Here is a 25,592-nt window from a genome sequence, read left to right as displayed (position 1 = left end):
GTCAGACCTTCGCAAGCTCGCCGAGCTGCCGGCTGGTGAGCCGCGCGGCCACCGGGCTGGGCTCGCGGAACCGGTTGATGCGGTCGCGGATCTCCTTGCGCCTGCGCGCCCAGCGCCGCTTGGACGCCGCCTTCTCGCACGCCTGGACGTGGGCCTTGCTCGCCTTGGGCGCGCCGCTCAGCTCGTAGCCGTTGGCGGTGAGCCGGTCGGCCAGCACGGTCTCGCACACCGAGATCTCCCAGGGCTCCAGCCTGGCCTTCCACGAGCCCGCCCGCGCGGTCGTGACGTCGCCGTGGGTGTTGCTGTGCCAGACCTTGTGCTGCGGGATCGCCACCCTGGCGACGTGGTACGGCTCGGTCATCGCCGGGTCGTAGTCCTCGCCCAGGAAGTCGCAGAGCTTGCTCAGCTCGGTCTCCGGGTAGGCCGTCAGGTCCTCGTAGCGCAGCTCGTAGTAGCTGTCGGCGGGGAGCCTCTTGGCGTGCCGGCGGCCGTAGTCGATCGCCTCGCTCCAGTTGACCGCCGCGTGGAAGACGTCCTTGGTGTACCAGGGCATCTCCTTCAGCGACGCCACGCAGTCGCGGCCGTCCCTGATCAGGTGCACGAACTGGGCGTCGGGGAACAGCCGCGTCAGCAGGTCCACGTGGTGGTAGTAGCTGGGCCGCTTGTCACCCCAGCGGCTCTTGCCGTACTGCTCGGCGTACGAGCGGAAGGTGATGCCCATCGCCGACCCCAGCGTGGGCGGCCCCGCGACGATGTCGTCGATCAGCCTGTCCCCGTCGAGCTTGAGCTCCTTGAACTTGGTGTCCTTGTCGCTCACGATCCACCGGCCGACCCTGCGCCGGTTGCGCTCCTCGCGCAGGTCCCCGAAGGAGAACCTGCGGTAGTAGCCGGGCACCACGAACCGTGTCTCCGGAGGCACCGCGATGCGTGGGTGCGAGTGCAGCATCAGCTGCAACATCGTGGTGCCGGAACGCGGACAACCGATCACGAAGATCGGACGGTCGGACTGCATGACAACGAACCCCCGTAAAGCTTGGTCAAACAGATACGCGTGGCGCCTTCTGCACGAGCGGCATGACGGGCACCACCCGGGCGAAGAGCCACATTCGATAGATCAGGACGACCTCGTTCAGCAGAAGCAGCACACCCGCCGCGACCGAGAGGGGCACCAGGGCGACCGGCCCGATCAGCGGGGCGACCACGAACACCGCGGCGTGGAACTCGATGCCGCTGATCAGGTGGGTCCGCACCCGGTGGCGGGCCAGCAGGCGGCCGAACCTGCGGGGCAGCTTCGGACGCCTGCCCCCCCGGGGGCCCCGCCCGGCCCGTTTCCCGTCCCGGCCCTCGCCCGGGTTCTCGTCCCGGTTCTCGAACCCGGCGACGCGCATCGGCTCGCGGGGCGTGATGACCTCGACGGGCCTGACGTGTCCCGCGTGCTCGGCGTGTCCCGCGTGGACGGTGTGCCCGGCGGCCACCGTCGCCTCCCCGGGCCTGGGGTGTCCCACGGTCACCACGGACTCGACGGGCGCCAGGCGTCCGAGCCGGTTCTCCTTGACCACCTCGCGCACGCGCTTCATCTGCGGCGCGTTCACGTAGCGGAACAGGTCGAGCACGGCCACCCCGGCGCCGAGCAGGATGTAGGAGACGTCCCCCGTCGCCACGTACTGCCCGGACGCCAGGCCGGCGGCGCAGCACACCACCCTGATCCGGTCTCCCACGTAGTCGAGCCAGAGCCCGAACGCGGTCCCCGTCCCCTTGAGCCGGGCGATCTTCCCGTCCATGCAGTCGACCATGAAGCTCACGTAGAACAGCAGGGCCCCGGCGACCAGCCGTCCGGACGCGAAGCAGATCGCCGAGCACATCCCGAGGATCAGGGAGAAGCGGGTGAGCCCGTTGGGGGTGATGGACGTGTGGTTGGCGACGAGCAGGGTGAGCCTGCACGCCACCGGGTCGACCAGGAAAACGGTCCACCAGGAGTCTTTTCGTTTCCGGGTCGCGTGAACGTCGTCCAACGAATAGGCCCTCATGCGTTCCAGCATGGCCACGCGGCGTCCCCTCCCATCTACGCTCTGTAACTACTAGAAGATCTCCATGCCACTTCTTGACCGACCCGCGCCACAGAGATCGTGGGCTTTGAGGACGCGAAAGGCCGAGGAGGGCTTCCCCGGCCTTTCGCCCTCGCGGGGCGGGTGGTCACCGGAAGATCCGGTCCACGGCCCTGGCCGACGCGCCGCCGTCCTCCAGCGGGCAGAACCTGGCGGTGAAGGCGTCGTACGGCTTGCGGTACTTGGCGTGCACCTCGTCGGCGTCCCGTACGGCCGCCACGACCTCCTCGGTCGTGCGCAGCAGCGGCCCGGGGGCCTCGGCCTCGAAGTCGAAGTAGAAGCCGCGCACCTCGTCGCGGTAGCGCTCCAGGTCGTAGGTGTAGAACAGCATCGGCTTACCGGTCACCGCGAAGTCGAACATCGCCGACGAGTAGTCCGTGATCAGCATGTCCGCCACCAGGTACAGCTCCTGGATGTCCGGATACACCGAGACGTCGAGGACGAAGTCCGTGCCGACCCTGGGCAGCCTGTCGGTGACGCTCGGATGCTTGCGGATCATGAGCACGTGGTCCCCGCCCAGCTCCTCGTCCATGTGCCGCAGGTCCAGCCGCAGGTCGAGCCGGTAGCGCCCCTTGCTGTAGAACTTGTCGTCGCGCCAGGTCGGGGCGTACAGGACGACCTTCCTGCCCTCGGGCAGGCCGAGTCGCTCCCGGATCTCCCGGGTCCGCGTGGCGGCCCCGGCGCGGCGCAGCAGGTCGTCGCGGGGAGAGCCGATCTCCAGGACCTCCCCCTCGAACCGCAGGGCGCTGTCCAGGACCGAGGTGCACCAGGGACTGGGCGAGATCAGGTGGCTCCACCTGGCGACGGCCCTGGCCAGCCGCTCGTGGTGGTCGGACCGGGTGAACGGCACCTTCTCGACGTCGAAGCCGATGCGCTTCAGCGGGGTGCCGCGCCAGGTCTGCAGCACCGTCTGGCCCTCCCTGCGCTCGAACCAGGAGGGCAGGTGGCTGTTGGTGACGATGTACTGGCAGCGGGCCAGGGCGTCGAAGAACTCCCGCCCGTACCGCCGGACCGGCGTCACCCCCTCGGGCAGCTCCACCTGCCCGTCCCTGACGATCCACATGAACTCCAGGTCGGCACCCCGCCGCACGAGCTCCTCGTAGATCGCCTTCGGGCTGTCGGAGAACTGCCTGCCGCCGTAGCTGTCGAAGAGGACGGCGGGCCGCAGCGGCTCCCGGGACCTCGCGGGGTAGAAGTCCTCGCGCAGCAGCCGCTGCTGCTTGGGCCTGCCCGAGGCGCGCAGGTCGTCGCTCACGGTGAAGACGGCCTCGTCCATCAGGTCGGTGTCGAAGGTGAAGGTGCGGGTGGCGGAGATGTGCTCCAGCGGCGCGGACAGCCGGAACTCCACGCGCATGTCGCCGGTGCCGGTACGGATCGCGAAGCCGTGCGTGCCCGCCGGCAGCGGCAGCCGGCCGCCGAGCGTGTCGCTCCCCTCGGGCGTCACCGTGGCGCTGCCGCCGTCGAGCGGGAAGAGCCGTTCGCTGAGCCGGTTGCGCGAGGTGACGACCAGCCACGCCGGGCCGTCGATCGGGCGCATCGGGGCCCCGGTCACCTTGAGGTGGCCCAGGTCGGTCCACTCCACCCGCTCGACGTAGAACGTCGGCCGCTGCTCGCGCAGCACGAGCCCGCCCGCCTGCGACCGGTCCAGCACCACGTCGCGGCCGCGGAGCCGGTAGAGGCCGCGCTCCACGTCGCGGCCGACGAGCAGCGGCCTGGCCTGACCCCGCCCCTGGTTTTCCGAGGGTTCCGGACGCTCCGGGTTGTCCGGGAGGACCTCGAAGTGCCACTCGGCGCCGGGGTTGAGCGCGCTCATCTCCAGGCCGGCCGGGTCGAGGTCCGGCCAGCGCTCGGACAGCACCTCGTCGAGGTCGATCACCGTCTCGAAGGCGCCGTCCGTCACGGTCATCGGGTAGCGCCGGTCGCGGCCGCCCTGCGGCCGGGTCAGCCGCAGCGCCGGCGCGGCGCCGAGGTCGTCGTCACACCGGCCGCTGATCCGCAGCCTGCCCTCGGCCACCCGGTGGCCGGTGACCCATCCGCCCGGCCGCTCCACCCGGAGCCTGAACTCCTCGGCGGGCGTCCACTCCGTCCACGCCACGGTCCCCGACTCGCGCCCGGTGAACTCCAGCCGCCGCGCGGCCGGGCTCGGCTGGGACAGCCTGCCCCTGCGCAGGAGGCCCCGGGACAGCACGCACAGGTCGATCCGCCAGGTCGAGCCCGCCGGAAGCGCGGCCGGGTCGACGGCCAGCCGGAACCCGCACCAGTCCTTGCGCCTGCGCGGGCCGGTGTCGACCAGCGACAGACCGCGCCGAATCGTGACCGGGAGCCGGACCCTGCGGCTCCCGGGGCCCTCGGACACCAGCCAGGCGAGGACGTGCTGCTGGATCCGCCTGCGGGGGCGCAGGTAGCGCAGCGAGACCCGGCCCTCGACGACCAGCTTGTCGTCCTTCCAGTCCAGGCTGTCCACCCGCTGCCTCAGGTCCAGTTCCTCGCGCATCCGCGTGATCGGCCGCTCGACCTGCACGGGGCTGTTGAGGTGGTACCCGCGCAGGCCGCCGCCGACGACGCGGGCGGTCGGCTTGACCGTCCTGTCCCACTCCAGCAGCTGGAGGAGGTCGCCGATCCGGCGCTCCCGTACGAGAGCCCACTTCGCCCGGCGCTGCGCGGGGATGAGCGAGAGGACCTTCGGCCCCGCCTGGTCGAGGTAGGCGCACGCCAGGTCGAGGAAACGCTCGCGGAACTCCTCCCCCGCCTGGTCCAGCACCTGCAGGAAGTTCGGCAGGTCGCTGTCGAGGACCATCCGGTCCCACGCCTTCAGGTGCTGGGCCCGCCCGGTGCTGGCGAGGAAGCTCCGCACCGAGTTGACGGCGGCGAACCGATCCTCGATCCCCTTGACGTGCCCCCGGTTCTGCGTGATCGAGACGCTCTCCCCCTCCCGCTCCCGCCACAGGTAGACCGGGGTGGACAGCACGTCCACCGCCCCGGCCATGAAGTGGGCGGGCAGGGAGACGGAGATGTCCTCCCACAGGACCCCCTCGGGAAAGCTCAGCCCCTGCTCGTCCCAGAAGGAGCGGCGCCACAGCTTGTTCGTGACCAGCCGGTCCTTGAGCAGGATCTCGTCGCCGGTCACGTGGGTCCGCCTGGCGGAGCCGGCGAAGATCACCTTGTGCATCGCCGACTGGCGCACCCCCTGCCCGCTGAAGCGCAGGACGTTGCCCGTGACGAAATCGGACCCGCTCTCCCGCAGGCTGCACACCATCGTCTCGACGGCCGTCAGCGGGAGCATGTCATCGCTGTCCAAGAAGGCGAGGAAATCACCGGTGGCGTGCCTTATGCCGGTGTTGCGCGCGGTGCCAAGCCCCCCGTTCTCCTGCCGGATCAACTTGAACCGGTCATCACGCTCGGCGAAGGCCTCGGCGATCTCCGCGCTGGAGTCGGGAGAACCGTCGTCCACCATGACGACCTCGATGTCACTCCAGGTCTGCGCGACCAACGACTCCAGACACGCCTCAAGGTACGGTTCCACGTCGTAGATGGGCACGATGATGCTCACTGGGGCCACGATCGGTCCTCCGGTAGTCGAAAGCTCACAGTCCGGTCCATCGGCGTGAACGCCGGACACGGCACGCAGGTGAAGATCCACTCATCGTGGAAGACGTCACGGGCGCGCGGCGGGAGGCCCAGCGGTCGCCGGAAAGCGGCGGAAGGGGCCCGTGTGCCCGTCGACACAACCTGGCGGCCATGAGCGCGACGTAGACGTCACGTCAGCAGCATGGCTTCGCGACAGGCCGGGCGAACCCGAAACATGACCGCGATGGAGTGAGCTGACCGAGACTTGACCATCTCCCGTGCATCTCCCGCGGGCGGCCGGTCCGTGACGCGGCAACGCCTTCCCCAAGCCCAGGTCAAGGCTGGGAATGCACACGTCCTAGTAAGACGTGATGACCCCTCGGTCCCCCCTGACCGTCCGACACGATCGGGTGACCGAGACGGGCGAGATCGTGGGAAACGGCATTCGCGGGGGGAAGCGCATGGATTCAACAGTGGTCGTGGGAGCGGGGCCCGCCGGGCTCACCGCGGCCTACGAGCTGACCCGGCGAGGACACCCCTGCGAGGTCTTCGAGGCCGACCGCGTGGTCGGCGGGATCAGCCGGACGGAGGAACGCGACGGCTGGCGCTTCGACATCGGCGGGCACCGCTTCTTCACGAAGGTGCCGCGGGTGGAGGACTTCTGGAACGAGATCCTCGGCGAGGAGGACTTCCTGCTCCGCCCGAGAATGAGCCGCATCCACTACAAGGGCCGTTTCTACGACTACCCGCTCAAGGCGTCCAACGCCCTGCTCAACCTCGGTGTCCTCGAATCCCTGCGCTGCGTCGGCTCGTACGCCTGGGCCCGGGTCAGGCCGCCCGCCGACCAGTCGACCTTCGAGGGCTGGGTCGCGGCCAGGTTCGGCCGGCGACTCTACGGGATCTTCTTCAAGACCTACACCGAGAAGGTGTGGGGCGTTCCCGCCGCGAGCATCCAGGCCGACTGGGCCGCGCAGCGGATCAGGAACCTCTCCCTGGGAAAGGCCATCGCCGACGCGCTGACCCCCGGGAGGAACCGGAAGGAGGTCACGAGCCTCATCGAGGAGTTCCGCTACCCCAAGCTGGGACCGGGCATGATGTGGGAGGCCTGCGCCGACCGGGTCCGCGAGCGGGGTTCCACCGTGCACCTCGGCACCCGGGTCGAGCGCATCCGCCGCCACCGGGGCCGCCTGGCCGTCACCGTCCGCCAGGACGACGGCGGTACGACCCGCCAGGACGACGGCACCGGCGACGTCCGCTCCGCCGGTGACACCGGCACCGTTCACCCGGGCGGCGGGAGCGCCGTCCGCGAGGTACGTGGGAGCGCCACCCGCGAGGTGTACTGCGACGACCTCATCTCCTCGATGCCGCTCAACGCCCTGATCCGCGCGTTCGGGCCGGACGTGCCCGACGCCGTCGCCGAGGCCGCCGCGGGGCTGAGACACCGCGACTTCCTCACCGTCGCGCTGGTCGTCCCCGAGCGGTTCTCCTTCCCCGACAACTGGGTCTACATCCACTCCCCCGAGGTCCGGCTCGGCCGGGTGCAGAACTACGGCTCCTGGTCGCCGTACCTGGTGCAGGCCGGGCGGACCTGTCTCGGCCTGGAGTACTTCGTCAACGAGGGCGACGACCTGTGGCGCGCCCCGGACGACGACCTCGTCGCGTTCGGCACCCGTGAACTGGAGCACCTGGGCCTGGTGACCCCCGGCTCGGTCCAGCGGGGATACGTGGTGCGGATGCCGAAGGCCTACCCGGTCTACGACGCCGGTTACGCCGGCAACGTCGAGGTGCTCAGGAAGTACCTCGACGTGGAGTGGCCGGAGATCCACCCGGTCGGCCGCAACGGCATGCACCGGTACAACAACCAGGACCACTCCATGCTCACCGCGATGCTGACCGTGGAGAACATCGTCGACGGAGCCCGGCACGACGTCTGGGACGTCAACGTCGACGCGGAGTACCACGAGGAGCGCGCGGACCGGAAGCGGGCCGCGAGCGGCACCGGCCGTGACGCCCCCGTCCTCCTCTCGGACGCGCCCGCCCCGGCCTGACGCGCCCCTTCCCCCCGGACCAACACCAGCGATCCCATGACGCCTTGCCTGGCTCGCGCCCACCGGGCCTGAACCACCGCAGGTCAAGGCTCTCCTCCCAGCCGCCTTGGAGTTGCGCACATGACAACACAGCGATACACGGCCCCGGACGTCAGCGTCATCGTCATCACCTACAACGACGCGGCCCGGTTACCCCGGGCCGTGCGCTCCGTGCTCAGCCAGACGCTCAAGAACCTCGAAGTGATCATCGTGGACGACTGTTCCGGCGACGACACCCCCGCGGTGGCCAAGGCGCTCACCGAGGAGGACGGCCGGGTCCGCTACGTACGGCTGCCCGCCAACAGCGGCGGCTGCGGCGCGCCGCGCAACGCGGGCATGGACGCCTCGCGCTCGCCCTTCCTGATGTTCCTCGACAGCGACGACGAGTTGCCCAGGCACGCCTGCAAGAGCCTCCTGCTGGAGGCGGAGGCGACCGGCGCCGACTTCGTCATGGGCACCGTGGAGCGCGTCGACGAGGCGACCGGCGCCGTCACCCTCTGGTACCCCCAGCTGTTCGCGGAACGACGGGTCGTGGACGGCATCCGCGCGGAGCCCGAGCTGCTCTTCAACTGCCTGGCGACCAACAAGCTGTACCGGCGGACCTTCCTCGACGTCACCGGCATCCGCTTCCCCGAGGACATCCACCACGAGGACATCGTCTGGTCGACGGAGCTGTTCTGCCGCAGCAAGCTGTTCGCCATCGTGCCGTGGCCGGTCTACCGCTGGCTGCTCGCCGCCACGCCCGCCACCAGGTCGATCTCGTCCCGGCGGCACGAGCTGGAGAACGTGCGCCAGCGCGTCGCCGCCGCCGTCCTGAGCGACCGCGTCCTCGCGAGCACCCACTCCCTCGACCTCAAGGAGGACAAGGACTTCCGCTTCCTCTCCCACGACCTCCGCCTCTACCTGGGCGACCTGCCCCAGCGCGACCCGGCGTGGATCTCCGAGTTCGCCGACATCGTCATCCCGTACGTGGACACGCTCGACCCCGCCGCGATCGGGCGGCTGACCCGGGCGGAGCGGGTGTGCGTCCAGCTCGTCCGCGAGCGGCGCGGAGCGGAGGCGGCGCTCGCCGCCGTCGAGCTGGGGGGCAGGCACTCGATCCCGCCCCGGGCGGTCACCGCGGACGGCGAGCGGGTGTTCTGGGGGGCGACGCTCCCCGGAGGCGAGCAGGGACGGAGCGAGCTGGACGTCACCGAGCTGCACCTGGCGGAGCAGCCGCTGTCCGGCGCGCTGCTCCGGCACGAGCTCGTCGACCTGCAGGCGTCGAGGGACGAGATCCGGCTGAGCCTGCGGACCTACGACCCGGGCCGGGTGCTCGACGGCCGCACGCTGACCGCGTGGCTCCGTATCGGCGGCAGGAAGAGGGCGATCGCCTCGATCCCCGTCCAGATGGCACCCGTCGTGATCGGGGCGCCGGGCGAACGGGAGGAACAGGCCCCGAAGGGGCTCGAAGGACAGTGGGACCCGGAGGAGCCGGAGAGACCGAGAATCCCGCGGATGCCGGGAGCTCCCCCCGAGGGGACGGGCATCCTGGAGGGAACGGTGTCGATCTTCCTGCCCGACCTGGACTGGCCGGACAACGCCGTCAGGCCGCAGGCGGTCACGATCTCGCTCCACGAGGGCGAGCGGCGGAACATCAGGCCCCTCCTCGCGATCCCGGGGCTGTCGTTCACCTCCGTGGGCGCGGTGGGTCCGGCGGGCTCGGGCCGCCTGGTCCTCGAGGCGTCGGCCGACATCCCGTTCCGCCTCACGGCGCGCAGGCTCGGCCCCGCGTCCGGGCGGCGTTTCCCGAACGTGGCGGACCTCTGGCGGGACCTGCTGTCCGACCTCGCCACCCCCCGCAACCTGGGCCGCTTCTACCGGCTGGTCAGCGCGACGGTGCCGGTGAACCGCCGCCTGGTGCTGTTCGAGTCGGCCGAGGGCACCGGCTACACCGGAAACCCGCGCTACGTCCACGAGGAGTTGCAGCGGCGCGCCACGGGCCTGCGGGCGGTCTGGTCCCACGCCGACGTCCCCGAACGCTTCCCCGAGGACGTCGACCTCGTCCGGCGCGACACCTTCCGCTACGCCTGGACCCTGGCGCGCGCCGGGCACTGGGTGGACAGCCACAACCTCCCCTACTGCTACCGCAAGCGCAGGAGCACCCGCTACCTGCAGACCTGGCACGGTCAGGTGCTCAAGAAGATGGGACTGGACGAGCCCCGGCACCGGGCGCAGCCGTCCCTGGCCAGGAAGTACGCCGAGGCGGTGGCGCGCTGGGACGTGCTGCTCACGCCGGGCCCCGACTTCCGCCGCGACTTCGCGGAGGCCAGCGGGTTCAGGGGCGAGCTGCTGCACGCCGGCTACCCGCGCACCGACGTGCTGGTACGGCACATGGAACCGGCACAGCGCGAGCGGGCGCGGCGGGTCAGGGAGTTCTTCGAGATCCCCGCGGGAAAGCGGGTGATCCTCTACGCGCCCACCTACCGCGACAGCCGGCGCTTCAGCGGCGACTCGATCCGGCTCGACCTGCCCGCCCTCGCCGGCGTGCTGCCCCCGGACTGGGTGATCCTCGTCCGCGCCCACCAGTACGACCGCTTCGCGGTGCCCGACCCGCTCGGCTGGCTCGTCCGGGACGCCTCGGCGTTCCCCGAGGTCAACGACCTGATGCTCGCCTCGGACGTGCTGGTGACGGACTACTCCTCGATCATGTTCGACTATGCCTGCCTCGGCAGGCCGATCCTCTACTACGTCGACGACTACGAGCGCTACGCCTCCACCCAGCGGGGCGTCTGCTTCGACCTGGCCGAGGTCGCCCCCGGGCCGCTGCTGCGTGACCCCGAAGAGCTGGCCGGGGCCCTGGACGGGCTCGCCGAGATCACCGAACGGTACGGGCGGCGCTACGCGGAGTTCCGCGACCGCTGGTGCGGCCTCGACGACGGGCAGGCGAGCGGCAGGGTCGTGGACGCGTTCTTCCCGGAGGTCACGCGGTGAGATCGCTTCTTCCCGAAGACCACACAGTGAGATCGCTTCTTCCCGGAGGTCACGCGGTGAGATCGCGCAACGTCTTCTTCCTCAGCACCGACGGCGACTCGATGGGCGGGTCCCAGCGGGTCATCCACACCCTCGCCCAGGGCCTCGGCTCACGCGGGCACAAGGTCACCCTGATCAGCATCAACCCCTCCCGGCAGCCGCAGACCTACGTCGCCGACCCCGTCTACCGGCACACCACGCTGTACGACACGCCCGCCCCCGAGGCCGCCGCCCGCTCGCTGCCATGGCGCAGGGGCAGGCAGCGCAGGACCCCGGAGGAGGTCGCCGCCGCCCGGCGGAAACTGCTGCGGCTGACGGACCGGACCCGCGACGGCTACCTGGTCATCGCCTCGCCCTGGGCCGCCCACTGGATCGCCGACCTGTCCATGCCGCACATCGCCAAGATCGGCCAGTACCACCAGTCGTACGCCGAGGCGGTGGACTCCCCGAACCTCAGGCTGATCAAGAAACACTACGCGCACCTCGACAAGGCGCTGTTCCTCTGCGACGACTACGCCGCGTCCTTCACCGGACACCGGCTCGCCAACTGCGGGACCATGCTGAACCCGGTCAGCGTCTTCCCCAGGGAGGCGGCCCCGCTGCGCACCCCGCGGATCGTCTCGGCGGGGCGGCTGGTCAGGGTGAAGCGGATCGACCTGCTGATCGACGCCTTCGCCGCCGCGGCCCCGGCCGTCGCCGAGCCGTGGGAACTGCACATCATCGGCGACGGGCCGCTCCGGGCGGTCCTGGAGGCGCAGGCCGCACAGACGGGGCTCGGCGACCGGATCGTCTTCCGCGGACAGGTCGAGAACGTCGAGGCCGAGTACCTGGACGCCTCCATCGTCACCCTGAGCAGCGACTTCGAGGGGTGGGGGCTGGTCCTCGCCGAGGGCGCGGCCTGCGGCCTGCCCGCCGTGGCCTGCGACGCCTCGGCGGGGGTGAGGACCCTGGTCGAGGACGGGGACAACGGCATGCTCACCGAGCCCGGCAACACCGGGAGCTTCGCCGCCGCGCTGGAGCGCCTCATGTCCGACGCCGAGCTGCGCCGGAGGATGGGGGCCAGGGGCAGGGAACGGATGAGGGAGTACCGGCTGCCCCGCGTCCTGGACCGGTGGGAGGCGCTGTTCGACGAGCTCGACCGCTGACGGGCGGGCTCCGGGGCCCGCTCATCGACGGGGTGCCAGGGCCGCCGCCTCCCGCAGGAGCAGGGGAACGAACAGGACCCCGACGAAGATCGGCGACACCATGAACCGGAAGTCCGGCGCGGTGTTGGTGAGGATCACCCCGATCTGCTGCCCCGCGACCACGGCCGCCCCGGCGAGCGCCGCCCGGCTCCCCGTCCGCCACCACACGAGCGCGGCGGCGGCGTAGGCGAGGTAACACCAGAAGGGCGCCCGCCACAGCAGCCATTCGAGCTGCCTGACCGTGCTCGCGTCCAGCGCGAACAACCCCGCGGCCAGCAGCCCGGCGGAGATCGGCCGCTGCCGCATCACCGAGGCCGCCGGGGTGCCCTGCCAGCCTTCGGGGAGCCGGGGATCCCTCAGCGAGAAGCGGTAGAGCTCACCGCCGGGTTCGTCCGACGTCGAGGCGACCTGCCAGGCGAGCGCGGCGCGGCAGACCCGGGTGCTCAGCATCATGCCGGGGGCGCGGACCAGCAGGTCCCGCCAGAGCTCCAGCACGTCGGAGATCCGCCGCTCGGCCCGCGCGTGGCCGAACCCGGGGTCGAAGAAGACGCCCGCCATGGTCTGGCAGGTCGCCCCCCGCCGCCAGGCGTCGAGCGGGGCGATCCCCGCCAGGAGCGCCCGCTGCTCGTCGTCGAAGAGCCGGGGTCTCTGGCCGTACGCCACGGCGAGGTCGCCGAACACCGTCTGGTAGGCGAACGAGCGGGACGGCGGCGCGATGCCCATCGCCGGGTAGCCGACGCCCAGCAGGAGCAGGGGCGCCGCCACCGCCCCGGCCGCCAGGGTCGCGACCCACCGGCGGGCCCCCGGACGGCCGGACAGGAGCGCGACCAGCAGCGCGGCGGCGATCGACGCCACGAGGAAGCCGTTGTTGCGGAAGAGCCCCAGCCCGAGCAGCTCCGCCCCGAGGGCGGCGAAGCGCGGGTCCCAGGCCCACCCGCCGCGCCCACCCCTGTGCCCGGCCCCGCCCCGCCTCCGGGCTCCGCCACGCCTCCGCACCCCCTCCCGCGCCACGGACCCGGCCACGCCCCCCGCCCGGTCCTCGTCCCGCACAGCGGACCCGGCCACGCCACGCGCACGGGACCGGGCACCGGGTCGGGCCGCGAGCCGCACGGCGGTGCCCGCGGCCAGCACGGCGCACACGGTGAACGGCACGTCCTTCCACATCGACACCGTGAAGGCGCCGAGCGGCGGCGACAGCGCCGCGCACCCCACCGCCACGAGCAGCGGGCGCCCCCGTACCCCCAGCGACCGGATCGCGCCCGCGAGGTGGGCCAGCGCGGCGGCCATCGCCGCCGTCTGCAGGAGGGTGACCGGGGACAGGTCGCCGGTCGCCCTCAGGGAGAGCCCGAGCAGGGCGTCGTAGGCGACCGACTGCCCGGCCACCCAGGGGCCCGTCGTGACGTGCGCGACGTAGGTGACGGAGTCGGGACTCATCAGTCCCGGGTGGAAGGCGAGCCACCAGCCGAGCAGCGCGAGCTGGGCGGTCGCGTAACAGGCGAGGGTGAACCACCGGTCACGGGCCGGCGCCCCGCCGGTCTCCCCCCGCTCCTCCTTGACCGGTTTCGGGCTCACCGTACTGATCATCATGGTTTTCCCAGCGTGCTCCGGCAGGGGGCCGATGCCCATCATCGGGCACGCCAGGGGTCGGCCCGGCCCGTTATACACAGCCATGACCTGGGGAAACATCAAGTTTGCGCGGAGCGCGGCACCACGTGCGGCACCGTAGCCCGATCACGGGAAAATGCGCCTTTCACAGGACATTGTGACGCTTCAGCCCCGGGAGGCATCAGACGCCTCGATAGGATGCCCACTCGACCGACGTCGATTTGACCCGGAGCTCCCCTCATGAAGTCTCCTGTCCGAATGTTGCTGGCCACATCCTGTGCGCTGGCCATGTTTTCCATCCCGACCACCGCGTGGAGCGCGGAACAGCCCAGCACGACGGCCACGACGGCGGGCAAGGCCAAGCCCGCTCCCAAGGCCACGCCCACCCCCACGCCGAAGCCCGTGCCCGTGGACTGCGCGAAGGTCAAGTGCATCGCGCTCACCTTCGACGACGGCCCCGGCAAGTACGCGGACAAGCTGCTCGACACCTTCAAGAAGTACAAGTCCAAGGCGACGTTCTTCCTCGAGGGCCAGTACGTGAAGTCCCGCCCCGCCTTCGCCAAGCGGATGGTCACCGAGGGCCATGACATCGGCAACCACAGCTACAGCCACCCGCACCTGCGGGAGCTGTCGGAAGACAAGATCCGCGAGGAGCTGACCAAGACCCAGGACATCGTCAAGAAGTCCACCGGGAAGTACCCGACGACGATTCGCCCGCCCTACGGCGAGTTCGACGAGCGGGTCGCGGCGATCGCCACCCAGATGGGCATGCCGATCGTCCTGTGGAACGGCGGTTCGCGGGACTGGGCGACCAAGAACGAGAAGGCCATCTACGACGAGGTGCTCAAGAACGCCAAGCGTGACGGGGTCATCCTCATGCACGACTGGGTGCCGCAGACCGTCACGGTGATGCCGAAGCTGCTGGCCGCCCTGCAGAAGCAGGGATACCACGTGGTCGCGGTCTCCTCGCTGCGCGGCGCCAAGGCCACCAAGGCCGGGGACGTCTACCCGGTCGGCTCCGAGAAGGACGAGGACCTGTCCTCCGATTCGCCCACCGGCGACCCGGACGCCTACGCCCAGTCCCCCGAGGACGGCCTCTGAGCCGCGGCCTCACGGGAGGAAGCGGCTGGGGAGGCACCCGGCCCGCGGGCCAGCCGCCTGCCCAGCCGCTGCATGGGAAGCTCCACGTAGCGGTGGGTGAGCAGGCTCAGGCCGAGCACCACCAGCACGAACGCTGCCGACAGTGACAGCTGCACCACCTGCCCCGCGTCCCGTACGTCACCGACAACGGCGTGCATGAGCCGCAGCAGCGGGTGGTGCAGCAGGTAGATCGAGTAGCTGACCAGGCCCAGCCAGACGAGGAACCGGGGCAGCCGGCGCTCGCGCAGGGCCATCGCGGCCGCGAACGTCGCCCCGGCCAGCGCCATGGTCGCGAACCACGGCCCCGGCCGCACCCACCACCAGCCCGCCTGCTCCGACCAGACCGGGGCCAGTGCCACCAGCACGGTCGCCGCCGCCACCGGCCAGAGCCCGCCCGCGCCCTGCTCCCAGCGGCGGATCGCGGTCCCGGCGAACATCACCGCGAGGATCGCCGCCCCCAGCCAGGGCACGAAGCCCGAGAAGATCAGCAGCACCAGCGCCATCGCGCCGAGGACGTACGCGGCGGCCTTCTGGAACCGGCCGCTGATCAGGCACGCCAGGCCCGCGAAGAACAGCACGCCGGAGACGTACGCGGGCCAGGGCCCCTCCAGCAGCGGTCCCGTCAGCAGCAGTCCCGCCACGACCGCGACGGCACCGAAGCCCACCGCGTAGGTCCCGCTCGCGCGGTGCGCCCCGCCGACGAACAGCGCGGTGACGACCAGGTAGAAGACCATCTCGTAGGAGAGCGTCCACATGGTGTCGGCCAGGCCGCCCAGGTGCACCACGTCCAGCAGCATCGTGGCGTGCGCGGACACCGACGACAGGTCCCTGGGCACCTGCTCGCGGACGGGCATCCAGATCGCCATGACCAGGACGGCCGCCGCGACCAGCAGGTAGATCGGGTAGAGCCGGAACACGCGGCTGATCCAGAAGGCCCTGACGTCGCCGCGCCTCTCCAGCGAGACCGGGATGATGTAGCCGCTGACCAGGAAGAACACCAGGACGCCGTACATCCCGAGGTTGAACCAGTACGGCCTCAGGGCGGGCATGAACCAGGGCAGCAGATGCTCCAGCAACACGGCGACCGCGCCGATGCCACGCAACGCGTCGAGCCATGCCAGGCGGGTGCCGGAGGCCGGGGGGGAGTCTGCGCCGCCGGGGGTGCCGATGGGGGTGGTGGAGGACACCCGCCCCAACTTACCGCCCGGCACCTGGCGAAACCGCGCCATCGGCGCCGACGGGCCTGGGCGACCCACCCCCGCGGAGCACTTCCGCGCTTCAGCCCTCGCGGCTCACCCCCACGGCTCACCTCTGCGGCTCGGCCCTGGCGGCTCGCCCCGGCCGCGGCCTCCCGGGGCGCCTACTCCCACTCGATGGTGCCCGGGGGCTTGCTGGTCACGTCGAGCACCACCCTGTTCACCTCGCGGACCTCGTTGGTGATGCGGGTGGAGATGCGGGCGAGCACGTCGTACGGGACGCGCGACCAGTCGGCGGTCATGGCGTCCTCGCTGGAGACCGGGCGCAGCACGACCGGGTGGCCGTAGGTGCGGCCGTCGCCCTGGACGCCCACCGAGCGGACGTCGGCGAGCAGGACGACCGGGCACTGCCAGATGTCCCGGTCGAGACCGGCACGGGAGAGTTCCTCGCGGGCGATGGCGTCGGCCTCGCGGAGGATCTCCAGGCGCTCGCGGCTGACCGCGCCGACGATGCGGATGCCCAGCCCGGGGCCGGGGAACGGCTGGCGCCAGACCATGGCGGCGGGCAGGCCAAGCTCCTCCCCGGCCCGGCGCACCTCGTCCTTGAACAGCGCGCGGAGCGGCTCGACCAGCGAGAACTGGAGATCGTCGGGGAGGCCGCCGACGTTGTGGTGGGACTTGATGTTGGCGGTGCCGGTGCCGCCGCCGGACTCGACCACATCCGGGTAAAGGGTGCCCTGGACGAGGAAGTCGACGGGGCCGTCGGCGATGATGGCGCGCTGCTCGTCCTCGAAGACCCTGATGAACTCACGGCCGATGATCTTGCGCTTCTCCTCGGGGTCGGTGACCCCGTCGAGCGCCTTCAGGAAGCGCTCCTGGGCGTCGACCACGCGGAGCTTGACGCCGGTGACGGCCACGAAGTCGCGCTCGACCTGCTCGGCCTCACCCTTGCGCAGCAGCCCGTGGTCGACGAAGACGCAGGTCAGCCGATCGCCGATGGCCCGCTGGACCATGGCGGCGGCCACCGCGGAGTCGACTCCCCCGGACAGGCCGCAGATGGCGCGGCCCTCGGGGCCGATCTGGGCACGGATCGCCTCGACCGCGTCCTCGACGATGTTGAGCATCGTCCAGGAGGGACGGCAGCCCGCGGCGTCGAGGAAGTGCTTCAGCACGGCCTGGCCGTGCTCGGAGTGCAGGACCTCGGGGTGGAACTGGACGCCGTACAGGCCCAGCTCGGGGTGCTCGAAGGCGGCGACGGGCGTCTCGGCGGTCGCGGCGGTGACGGTGAAGCCCTCGGGGGCGGCGGAGACGCTGTCGCCGTGGGACATCCAGACCGACTGCGTGGCGGGCAACCCCGCGAAGAGCACGCCCTGCTGTCCGATGTCGAGGCGGGTGCCGCCGTACTCGGCGGTGCCGGTCCTGGCCACCTCCCCGCCGAGCTCCTGGGCCATGATCTGGAAGCCGTAGCAGATGCCGAAGGTCGGCACACCGGTCCGGAACAGGCCCGCGGGGGCGGCGGGGGCGCCCTCGGCGTACACCGACGAGGGGCCGCCGGACAGGATGATCGCCTTGGGCTTCTTGGCCATCATCTCCTCGACCGGCATCGTCGAGGGGACGATCTCGGAGTAGACGTGGCATTCACGCACCCTTCGCGCGATCAGCTGCGCGTACTGCGCGCCGAAGTCGACGACCAGGACCGTGTCGAAGTCAGACACCAAGACCCCCAAAAGGAACAGAGCGGTGGCCCCAGTCTATCGGCGCCTGTCAGCGCGCCTGGTCGTAGCCGGGAAACGAGGGCAGTGCCCCAGCGATCAGGGCCTCGGTCTGCTCGCGCAGGGCATCCGCGTGGCCGGGGTGGGTGAGGACCAGGAAGCGCTCCTCGCGGATGGCGGCCACCGCGGCGAGCGCCACCTCGACCGGGTCGATGCCCCCCTCCACCAGGCCGTCGATGATCGCGGAGGAGGCCGCCTCGTCCTCGGTGCGCTCGGCGGCCACGAGATTCTCCGGCCGGTGGCGGCTGGAGCGGTTGAGGCCGGTGCGCACCCCGCCGGGGCACAGCGCGGTCACCCGGAGCTTGGAACCGGCCGTCGCGAGGTCCTGGGCGAGGGACTGCGAGGCGGCGAACGCGGCGTACTTCGAGACCGAGTAGGGGCCGAAGTAGGGGGTGGCGAACAGTCCCGCGGCGGAGACGGTGTTGACGATGTGGCCCTCGGTGTCCTGGTCGATCATGCGGGGCACGAAGGCCCGGACCCCGTGGAGCACGCCCCACAGGTTCACCCCGAGCATCCAGGCGAAGTCCTCCGGCTCCCGCGTCCACATCCGGCCGCCCTGGAAGACCCCCGCGTTGTTGCACAGCACGTGGACCGCACCCAGCTCGCCGAACGTACGGTCGGCGAGGTGATCCACGGCCACCGGGTCGGAGACGTCGGTGATCTCGGTGAGCACCTTGCCCCCGAGGATCCTGCCCTCCGCCGCGCTTCCCCTCGCCGCGCTCCCCTCCACCAGCGAGGCGGTCTCCGCGAGGTCTCCCGGATCGACGTCGGCGAGCATGAGGGACATCCCCTCCGCGGCCAGGCCCAGCGCGAGTGCCCTCCCGATCCCGCTGCCCGCCCCCGTGACGACCGCGACCTTGCCCGACAGTTCACGCATAGCGCTTCCTCCAGCATCATGGTTCACGCATCGTGTTACCTCCGGACCGGCGGTTCACACCTCGCGCCGCCTCCGGTTCGCGCCGTACCCTGCGACCGCCCGGGCACAACAGCCGCCCCGCCCGACGGCCGACCGGTCACGAAGCCGCCGTACCCGACGGCCGGCCGGCCACGGAACCGCCGTACCTGGCGGCCGATTGGGCACAAACCTAACGTGAAGCCCCCGAACAATCGAGGAGGTCGCCGATGACCGGCACCGGAGTCATCGTCACCGGCGGGGCGTCGGGGATCGGCCGGGCCTGCGCGCTGGCGCTCGCCGAGGCCGGGCGCCCGGTGGCGATCTGGGACCTGGACGAGGCGGGCGCCAAGGAGACCGCCTCGCTCGCCGCCGCGCACGGCGTCGCCACGATCGCCGTCCCCGTCGACGTCACCGACTCCTCGGCCTTCCCCGAGGCGATCGCCACCAGCCGCGACGCCCTCACCTCGATCGGCGGTCTCGTGCACGCGGCCGGGATCGTGGCCCCCATGGCCGTCGGTGACCTCACCGAGGCCTCGTGGGACGCGGTGCTCAACGTCAACCTGCGCGCCCACGCCCTGCTGGTGAAGGCACTGCTGGAGGACCTGCGCGGCCAGGAGGGCTCCGCGATCGTCGGCATCTCCTCGATCGAGGGCCTGGTCGGGCAGGCCTTCATCCCGGCCTACTGCTCGTCCAAGGCGGGCATGCTCGGCCTGACCCGCTCGATGGCCCATGAGCTGGCGCCGATCCGGGTCAACGCCGTCTGCCCCGGCTACGTCGACACCCCGCTGCTCACCACCGCCGCGGGCGGCGACGCGGGCTATCTGGAGTCCTTCACCCGCAGGTCGCTCTTCGGCCGCCTGGGCCGGCCCGCCGAGATCGCGGCGGCCGTACGGTTCCTGCTGAGCGACGAGGCGTCCTTCGTCACCGGCACCCACCTGGTCGTCGACGGCGGCGCCACGGCCGTCGACCGCTGACCACGCGCCCGCCGCGCCTCCGGGTGGACATGCCGCCGGGGACCGCCGGTCACGTACCGGCGAGGGCGTGGCCGAGCAGGCCGAGGGGCGGGGAGCCGAGGTCGAGCATGGCGGTGTGGAAGCGGTTGAGGCCGAAGCCGGGGCCCCATTCGGCCCTGGCGCGGTCGCGGAGGTCGAGGATCTCCAGCTTGCCCCAGGTGTAGCGGCCGTAGGTGGGGTCGAAGGTGGCGCGCGCGGCCTCCGAGAGCGCGGCGGGACCGGCGATGTGGGTGTCGGCGGCGAAGCGGCGGGCGCCCTCCTCGACGGTCATCGTGCCGGAGTGCACGCCGATCGCGCAGGCCAGCCGGGTCACCCTGATGAGCGCCTCCAGCCACACGCCGATCTCGAAACGCGGGTCGTCGGGGGCGAAACCCTCCTCGACGCAGAGCTCCTCCGCGTAGTGGGCCCAGCCCTCCGCGAAGGCCAGCGACATCAGCGTGCGCCGCACGTCGGAGCGGGCGTGGCGCAGGGCGCGGCCGTGGGAGAAGTGCCCGGGGGCGACCTCGTGCACGTTGATCGCGGGAAGCGTGGTCTCGCTGAAGACCTCCAGCCACTCCTCGACGTCGCGCTCGGGCCACGAGGGGTCGGGCGGGGTGACGTGGTACCACGAGGGGCCGTCGGGCTCGCCGGGCGCCGACCAGCTCATCATGGCCATCGCCCACCGGCGCGACTCGGGCGCGATGCCGACCCGGCACTCCCCGTCGTGGTAGGGCACCAGGTCCTTCTCCCGGGTGAAGGCGATCGCCCTCTCGGTGCCGATCCTGGCCGCCTCGATCACGCCGCCGGGGCCGGGGTGCTGCCTGACGAGCTCGCGCGAGACCTCCAGCGGCGGCCGTCCGGCGAACCCCAGCGCGGCGCAGGACTCCGCCAGCCGGGCCATCAGGCGGTCGCGTTCGGCGTCGGCGCGCTCGGCGAGCCGTCCCAGGTCGACCGGGAGGCCGTCGCCCGCGCCCATCAGCCTGGCGAGCCCCTCGGCACCGAGGGAGGCGTCCGGGTCGCCGGTGTGCGCGGCCTTCTCGACGTGCTCCACCAGCCGGGCGTGCGCCCTGAACGCCGCCTCGCGCGTGCTCTCCTCGGCGTCCTCGGGCACCCCGGAGGCGAGGCCCCGCACCGCGCCGAGCAGGGCGGTCGCGACGGGGGCGCTGAGCAGGTCGAGCGAGGCGACCGCGTTGTCCACCGCCTCGGGCCAGCGGGCCAGGTGCGCGAGCTTGGCGGCGTGCCGCTCGGCCTCGGGGGCGTACTCGCGGTCGTAGGTGGCCAGGTCGAGGTTGCCCAGGTGCTCCAGCGGGCTGCGGCGGTGCAGCTCCAGCTCGCCGAGCTGCACCCGGGCGGCCTCCTCGAAGATCTGCAGGTGCGCCGCGTCGTACGGGTCGGCGGGCAGCGGTCCCCGGCCCAGCGCGGCCAGCCCGGCGCGCACCCCCTCGGGCGACAGGTCCTGGATCAGGCCGTCGTACTCGTGCCGCCCGGCCATTTCCCGGACGCCGGAGACGGTGAGGTCGCACACCGCGCGCAGGCGGCCGTCGAGTTCGGTCATGGACGCGACGCTATATCAGGACAGGTCCGCCCAGCCCGGGAACGACACCCGCGCATTCGAGGGCCGGGCCGGGAACCGGCCACCCGATTCCTGCCGGGCGTCCACGTGAAGCGCGCCACGGCGGACCGGAATTAATATATGGGAATATGAAATAAGCGCATTTAATACTCGGCGGATCCACGTGCCGGACGAGAAGTGCGTACTTTTACATGGCACACCCGCATCCACCGTGTTTTCGTATTTCCAGCGCCGGCAGGCGGAAAAGAATGCGGCGGCTCCGCCGATCTCACATATGCGCGATCACCACCACGCGGTCCCGGTGACGGGAGCGGAGGCGGCGGCCGCGCCCCGGCGGGATCCACGCCCTCGGCCCGGCTCCCGGGTGTGAACACCTCGCGCGCTTCCCGCGTCCCTCCCACCCGTGTGACGTATTTCCCGTTTGACGTATTTCCCGTTTGACGTCGGACCGATTCCCGCATGACGTCGAACCGCGACAGCCGAAGGATGACCTCCCGTGAAAAGCCCACCGGGCGACAGCGCCCTCCTGCGTGACATCGCGATCGCCGAGATCGGACGGGTCCCGGCCCGCGACTGGTCGGTCACCGAAGGGGAATTCTGGTGCCTGGTCGTTCCCGGCGGATACGCGATGCCCGCGCAGGGCTGGAAACTTCACGTCTCCGCGACGATGCTCTCCGCTCCGATCGTGCTTTCCCGGGTCGTACGAGTGCTGGCCGCCGAGGGGTGCGCCTTCAAGTTCCCCGCGCGGCTGGGCGACTACTGGGAGCTGCTCGCCCCCCACTGCGCCCGTGCCCAGGCGGGGAAGTTCGTCACCGCCTACCCGGCGGGCGGCGCCGAGGCGGCCCGGCTGGCGCCACTGCTCGACGAGGCCACCCGGGGGCTTCCCGGCCCGGCGATCCTGTCGGACCACCCCTACCGGCCCGGCGGGATCGTCCACTACCGCTACGGGGCCTTCGGCGGGCACCGGGTGCTCGGCAACGACGGTTTCTACGAGGTCCGGCTCCGCACGCCGGAGGGGACGGCGATCCCTGACGAGCGGCTGCCACGGTTCTCCCCGCCCTCCTTCGCCGTCTCGCCCTTCACCGCCCCCGGCGCCTCCGGAGCGGCGGACCGCGCCTTCGGGGTCCCCGGGCCACCGCAGCGGCCCGCCGTGCTGCTGAACGGCCGTTTCGTGGTCCGCGAGGCGGTGCGACACGCCAACAGGGGCGGCGTGTACATCGCGGAGGACACCGAGAGCGGCGCCGAAGTCGTGATCAAGGAGGGCCGGCCGCACGCGTCGTCCGATCTCGGGGGCCGGGACGCGCGCGACCGGCTGGCGACGGAGAGGTCCCGGCTGGAGGCCCTGGCGTCCAGCGGGGTCGTCCCTGCCGTGGTCGACTTCTTCGAACAGGGCGGGCACGCGTTCCTCGTCGAGGAACGCGTGCCGGGGACGACGCTGCGGCGCTGGTCCGAGGGGAACGCCGGGCCCCTCGGGCACGACGGCTTCGGGAACGGCGCCGCCGAGGTCCGGCCGATCCTGCGGCGCCTCGTCGACGCGCTGCGGGCCGTCCACGACCTCGGCCACGTCTTCCGCGACCTCTCGCCGGACAACGTGATGCTCCTGCCCGGCGGTGACCTCCGGCTCGTCGACCTGGAGTACGCGACGGTGCCGGGCGACATCGTCATGATCGGTGGAACCCCCGGCTACCTCGCTCCGGAACTGGTGCCGCACACCGGCGAACTCCGGCCGGCGCCGGGAGAGACGGCCGACCTGTTCGGCCTCGGCGGGCTGGCGTACTTCCTCGCGACCGGCGCCGGGCTGGAACTCCCCGAGGACGGCACGACGGGCCCGGCCCGCGGCCGGCGCCTCCTCGACCACGTCGGCGCGGTGTCCGCGGCCAACCCCACCCTCGCCCTCCTCCGCCCCCTGGTGGAGGGACTGGTCACCGAGCCGGAGGAGCGCTGGTCGCTGAACCGCTGCGCGAGGTACCTGGACGCGCTCGCCCCGGCGGCCTCCGCCACCGGCCTCACCGGCTCCCCCGCCGCGGCTCCCGCCGCCGACCTCGCGACGGCGCGGGAGACGGGGGAGACGGGGGAGACGGGGGAGACGGGGAAGGCCGGCCCCGTCCTCGCGGGGGCGAGGGCGGGCGGGGTACGACGGGCGGACCTCCTGGTGGCGGACGGGCTGGCGCGGCTGGTGGAGACCATGGACCCCCGGCGGGACAGCCCGTCGCCGTGGCCCAACGCGGTCGCCGGGGCCGGCGGGGCCGAGGCGGACCCGTGCTCGGTGAACGGAGGCGTACCGGGCATCCTGGCCGTCCTGACGCTCGCCTCCCGCGCGGCCGTCACCGACAACGCCGTCACAGACGACACGGCGGGCGCAAGAGGCGTGGCGGTCGCCGCGGCCGGGTGGCTCCGCCGCCGTCTCTCCGACGAGGACGTCTGGCCCCCCGGCCTTTACTTCGGACGCTCGGGAGCCGTCTGGGCCCTTCACGACGCGGCGGAGGCCGCGGGCGACGACGAGACGCGGGAGTTCGCGCTGCGGGCGGCGGCCCGGCTTCCGGTGGACCACCCGAGCCCCGACGTGACGCACGGGCTGGCCGGGTCCGGCATGACGGTGCTGCGCCTCGCCCTGCGCTCGGGCGACCCCGTGCTCCGCGGGCGGGCCGTGGAGACGTTCGAGAACCTGCACGGCGCGCGGTCCTACCGGATGGGGCACCCGCGGTGGCCGACGCCGGAGTCGTTCGACTCCGGTCTCGCGGGCGCCGACCATCTCGGCTTCGCGCACGGGATCGCCGGGGTCGGCACGGCGCTGCTCTACGCCGCCGTCACCCTCGGCCGCCCGGAGTGGATGGCGACCGTGCGCGAGGTCGCCCGCGCCCTGTACGAGCACGCCGACGTCGACGGCGACACCGCCTGGTGGCCGGCCCTCGCGGGGGATCCGCGGACGGTCCTGCCGCGCCGGCCGCACTGGTGCAGCGGCTCGTCGGGGGTCGGCTCCTTCCTCGTCCGGTACTGGCGCGCCACCGGCGACCCGGACGCCCTGCGGCTCGCCGGTCAGGCGGCGGTCGCGGTGCACAGGACCCGCTGGCAGTCGGGGGCGGTGCCGTGCCACGGCCTGCCCGGCGACGGCGAGTTCCTCCTCGACATGGCCGGGTTCACGGCCGACGACCGGTATCTACGCTGGGCCGGGGACCTGGCCCGATGCCTGGAGGCCAGAGCCGTGACCCGCTCCGGCAGGCTGCTCGTGCCGGACCCCTTCTCGAAGGTCGTCCCGACGTTCCTCGGCGGCACGGCCGGGATCGTCGCCTTCCTCGTCCGGCTGCGCCACCGGCACGCGCGCCCGTGGATGCTCGACGACGTCGTGGGGGACGCCTGGCGTCCTCCCGTCTCAGGCTCGCCGCCCGCTCCGGGGCGGCGGAAGGAGAAACGGTCCGCGCCCGGCGCGGCCACGAGATCGGCGAGGAGGTGAAATCGATGTCGTTCGACGTTCAGGACCTTCAGGGTCTTCAGGAGCGCGAGCCGGCCGCCGTCGAGGCGGGCCGCGTCACGAACTGCCGTATCCACATGTTCTGCACCGACAACTGATCACACGGGCCCCCTGCCCTCTCCGCGGCCGGGCAGGGGGCCCTCGGCCGTCGCGCGCCCTGCCCCTGTTCACCCCTGTTCGCGAAGTCCCGCGACGATGACCTCCAGGGCGGACCGGGGAGCCCTGCCGAGCAGGGCCCGCAGGTCGCCGCCCGTCGCGTCCATGAACCCGTTCGCGATCGAGGAGTAGGTGCTCACCAGCATCGGGACCTGGAAGGGCGCCAGGCCGAGGGCGGTGAACGCCTCGCGGGCCCCGGCGAGGGTGCCGGGCTCGTACGAGACGGTGCCTCCCGTGGCCCCGGTGAGGGCCGCGGCCAGCTCCGCGCCGCCGACCGCCTCCTCCCCGACCAGCTCGTAGGTCCGGCCCGCGTGCGCGGAGGCACCGGTCACGACCAGGGCGGCCACGTCGGCCAGGTCCTCGCGGGCCACCGCGGCCAGCCGTCCCGCTCCCAGCGGCGCGGTGATCCTGCCGTCCACGGCGGGCGCGAGCGTCGCCAGCAGCTCGGCGTAGAGGCCGTTGCGCAGGATCGTCCAGTTCGCGGCCCCCTCGCGGAGCCTGCGCTCGGTCCAGCGGTGGGCGAGCGCGTAGGCCAGGTGGTCCCCGGCGGCGCTGAGGCCGGTGTAGACGATGTGCGAGACCCCGGCCTTCTCCGCCGCCTCGATCGCCGCGCCGTGCCTGGCGATCACCACGTCGTCCTCGCCGTAGCCCGCGGAGATCAGCAGCAGCGTGTCCACCCCGTCGTCCCGCCTCAGGTCGACTACGAGCTGACCCCGTCCGGGCACAGCCTCACCCACCTGTTGCGGACCCTCGTCGACTGGTCGGCCGAGCACCGCGACGGCATCGCCGAGTCACGCCGCCGCTGGGACGCCGCCCACCCCGACTCCGGGATCCGCTGA

16 protein-coding genes are annotated in these 25,592 nt (G+C 72.1%); 7 read left to right on the top strand and 9 right to left on the bottom strand.

From position 1 onward, the window contains the following. Position 1: 1 nt before the first annotated feature. The 3 genes from ACTOQ3_RS08930 to ACTOQ3_RS08920 all read right to left on the bottom strand — a co-directional run bounded on the left by ACTOQ3_RS08930 (position 2) and on the right by ACTOQ3_RS08920 (position 5,655). Positions 2-1,012 carry a sulfotransferase family protein gene (locus ACTOQ3_RS08930; protein ID WP_440082876.1) on the bottom strand — a complete coding sequence of 337 codons (1,011 nt, stop codon included), beginning with the start codon at positions 1,010-1,012 and terminating at the stop codon, positions 2-4. Between the two features lie 25 nt (positions 1,013-1,037). Beyond that, positions 1,038-2,027, bottom strand: coding sequence for a CDP-alcohol phosphatidyltransferase family protein (locus ACTOQ3_RS08925; protein WP_440082875.1), 990 nt, complete (start codon positions 2,025-2,027; stop codon positions 1,038-1,040). Between the two features lie 166 nt (positions 2,028-2,193). Next, positions 2,194-5,655: a bifunctional glycosyltransferase/CDP-glycerol:glycerophosphate glycerophosphotransferase gene (locus ACTOQ3_RS08920; RefSeq protein WP_440082874.1), complete on the bottom strand. Its 3,462-nt coding sequence runs from the start codon at positions 5,653-5,655 to the stop codon at positions 2,194-2,196. A 478-nt stretch (positions 5,656-6,133) separates the two neighbouring features. On the opposite strand from ACTOQ3_RS08920, the gene ACTOQ3_RS08915 reads away from it, so the two are divergent. From ACTOQ3_RS08915 to ACTOQ3_RS08905, 3 genes are all read left to right on the top strand, one after another. Beyond that, positions 6,134-7,720, top strand: coding sequence for an NAD(P)/FAD-dependent oxidoreductase (locus tag ACTOQ3_RS08915; RefSeq protein WP_440082873.1), 1,587 nt, complete (start codon positions 6,134-6,136; stop codon positions 7,718-7,720). A 120-nt stretch (positions 7,721-7,840) separates the two neighbouring features. Further along, complete coding sequence (locus ACTOQ3_RS08910; RefSeq protein WP_440082872.1) at positions 7,841-10,732, top strand: CDP-glycerol:glycerophosphate glycerophosphotransferase; 2,892 nt, start codon at positions 7,841-7,843, stop codon at positions 10,730-10,732. Positions 10,733-10,788: 56 nt separating this feature from the next. Continuing rightward, positions 10,789-11,916, top strand: coding sequence for a glycosyltransferase (locus tag ACTOQ3_RS08905; protein ID WP_440082871.1), 1,128 nt, complete (start codon positions 10,789-10,791; stop codon positions 11,914-11,916). A 21-nt stretch (positions 11,917-11,937) separates the two neighbouring features. Here ACTOQ3_RS08905 and ACTOQ3_RS08900 read toward each other — a convergent pair whose 3' ends face one another. Further along, the gene (locus ACTOQ3_RS08900; protein ID WP_440082870.1) at positions 11,938-13,527 is read right to left on the bottom strand and encodes a hypothetical protein; all 1,590 of its coding nucleotides are present in this window, start codon (positions 13,525-13,527) and stop codon (positions 11,938-11,940) included. Positions 13,528-13,818: 291 nt separating this feature from the next. On the opposite strand from ACTOQ3_RS08900, the gene ACTOQ3_RS08895 reads away from it, so the two are divergent. After that, complete coding sequence (locus ACTOQ3_RS08895; protein ID WP_440082869.1) at positions 13,819-14,661, top strand: polysaccharide deacetylase family protein; 843 nt, start codon at positions 13,819-13,821, stop codon at positions 14,659-14,661. Here ACTOQ3_RS08895 and ACTOQ3_RS08890 read toward each other — a convergent pair. The 3 genes from ACTOQ3_RS08890 to ACTOQ3_RS08880 all read right to left on the bottom strand — a co-directional run bounded on the left by ACTOQ3_RS08890 (position 14,631) and on the right by ACTOQ3_RS08880 (position 18,545). Continuing rightward, entirely contained in the window at positions 14,631-15,887 is a 1,257-nt protein-coding gene (locus ACTOQ3_RS08890; RefSeq protein WP_440082868.1) for an acyltransferase family protein, read from the bottom strand. The two genes, ACTOQ3_RS08895 and ACTOQ3_RS08890, sit on opposite strands and share 31 nt — an antisense overlap. A 173-nt stretch (positions 15,888-16,060) precedes the next feature. Further along, complete coding sequence (guaA, locus tag ACTOQ3_RS08885) at positions 16,061-17,632, bottom strand: glutamine-hydrolyzing GMP synthase (protein WP_440082903.1); 1,572 nt, start codon at positions 17,630-17,632, stop codon at positions 16,061-16,063. A gap of 28 nt (positions 17,633-17,660) precedes the next feature. Then, a complete protein-coding gene (locus ACTOQ3_RS08880; RefSeq protein WP_440082867.1) occupies positions 17,661-18,545 on the bottom strand; it encodes an SDR family NAD(P)-dependent oxidoreductase in 885 nt (294 codons plus the stop codon). Positions 18,546-18,790: 245 nt separating this feature from the next. Between ACTOQ3_RS08880 and ACTOQ3_RS08875 the strand changes: the two genes are divergently transcribed. Then, a complete protein-coding gene (locus tag ACTOQ3_RS08875) occupies positions 18,791-19,537 on the top strand; it encodes an SDR family NAD(P)-dependent oxidoreductase (protein WP_440082866.1) in 747 nt (248 codons plus the stop codon). A gap of 49 nt (positions 19,538-19,586) precedes the next feature. Here ACTOQ3_RS08875 and ACTOQ3_RS08870 read toward each other — a convergent pair whose 3' ends face one another. Next, complete coding sequence (locus tag ACTOQ3_RS08870; protein WP_440082865.1) at positions 19,587-21,110, bottom strand: DUF885 family protein; 1,524 nt, start codon at positions 21,108-21,110, stop codon at positions 19,587-19,589. Between the two features lie 514 nt (positions 21,111-21,624). Here ACTOQ3_RS08870 and lanL point away from each other — a divergent pair. Further along, positions 21,625-24,579: a class IV lanthionine synthetase LanL gene (gene lanL, locus ACTOQ3_RS08865; protein ID WP_440082864.1), complete on the top strand. Its 2,955-nt coding sequence runs from the start codon at positions 21,625-21,627 to the stop codon at positions 24,577-24,579. A gap of 185 nt (positions 24,580-24,764) precedes the next feature. Here lanL and ACTOQ3_RS08860 read toward each other — a convergent pair whose 3' ends face one another. Then, positions 24,765-25,478: an NAD(P)H-binding protein gene (locus tag ACTOQ3_RS08860; protein ID WP_440082863.1), complete on the bottom strand. Its 714-nt coding sequence runs from the start codon at positions 25,476-25,478 to the stop codon at positions 24,765-24,767. Here ACTOQ3_RS08860 and ACTOQ3_RS08855 point away from each other — a divergent pair. Beyond that, on the top strand, positions 25,461-25,592 hold the full coding sequence (locus ACTOQ3_RS08855) for a hypothetical protein (protein WP_440082902.1): 132 nt from the start codon (positions 25,461-25,463) through the stop codon (positions 25,590-25,592). The genes ACTOQ3_RS08860 and ACTOQ3_RS08855 overlap by 18 nt on opposite strands.

The sequence above is a fragment of the Streptosporangium sp. LJ11 genome, from assembly GCF_051918945.1.
Taxonomy (GTDB): domain Bacteria; phylum Actinomycetota; class Actinomycetes; order Streptosporangiales; family Streptosporangiaceae; genus Streptosporangium.
The sequence above is the reverse complement of the archived record's forward strand: the minus strand, read 5'-3'. Positions and strand labels throughout refer to the sequence as shown.

Bases quoted from the DNA above. Each gene is read 5' to 3' on its own strand.
- ACTOQ3_RS08930 (WP_440082876.1), bottom strand. From the start codon at position 1,012: ATGCAGTCCGACCGTCCGATCTTCGTGATCGGTTGTCCGCGTTCCGGC.
- ACTOQ3_RS08925 (WP_440082875.1), bottom strand. From the start codon at position 2,027: ATGAGGGCCTATTCGTTGGACGACGTTCACGCGACCCGGAAACGAAAA.
- ACTOQ3_RS08915 (WP_440082873.1), top strand. From the start codon at position 6,134: ATGGATTCAACAGTGGTCGTGGGAGCGGGGCCCGCCGGGCTCACCGCG.
- ACTOQ3_RS08910 (WP_440082872.1), top strand. From the start codon at position 7,841: ATGACAACACAGCGATACACGGCCCCGGACGTCAGCGTCATCGTCATC.
- ACTOQ3_RS08895 (WP_440082869.1), top strand. From the start codon at position 13,819: ATGTTGCTGGCCACATCCTGTGCGCTGGCCATGTTTTCCATCCCGACC.
- ACTOQ3_RS08880 (WP_440082867.1), bottom strand. From the start codon at position 18,545: ATGCGTGAACTGTCGGGCAAGGTCGCGGTCGTCACGGGGGCGGGCAGC.
- ACTOQ3_RS08875 (WP_440082866.1), top strand. From the start codon at position 18,791: ATGACCGGCACCGGAGTCATCGTCACCGGCGGGGCGTCGGGGATCGGC.
- ACTOQ3_RS08870 (WP_440082865.1), bottom strand. From the start codon at position 21,110: ATGACCGAACTCGACGGCCGCCTGCGCGCGGTGTGCGACCTCACCGTC.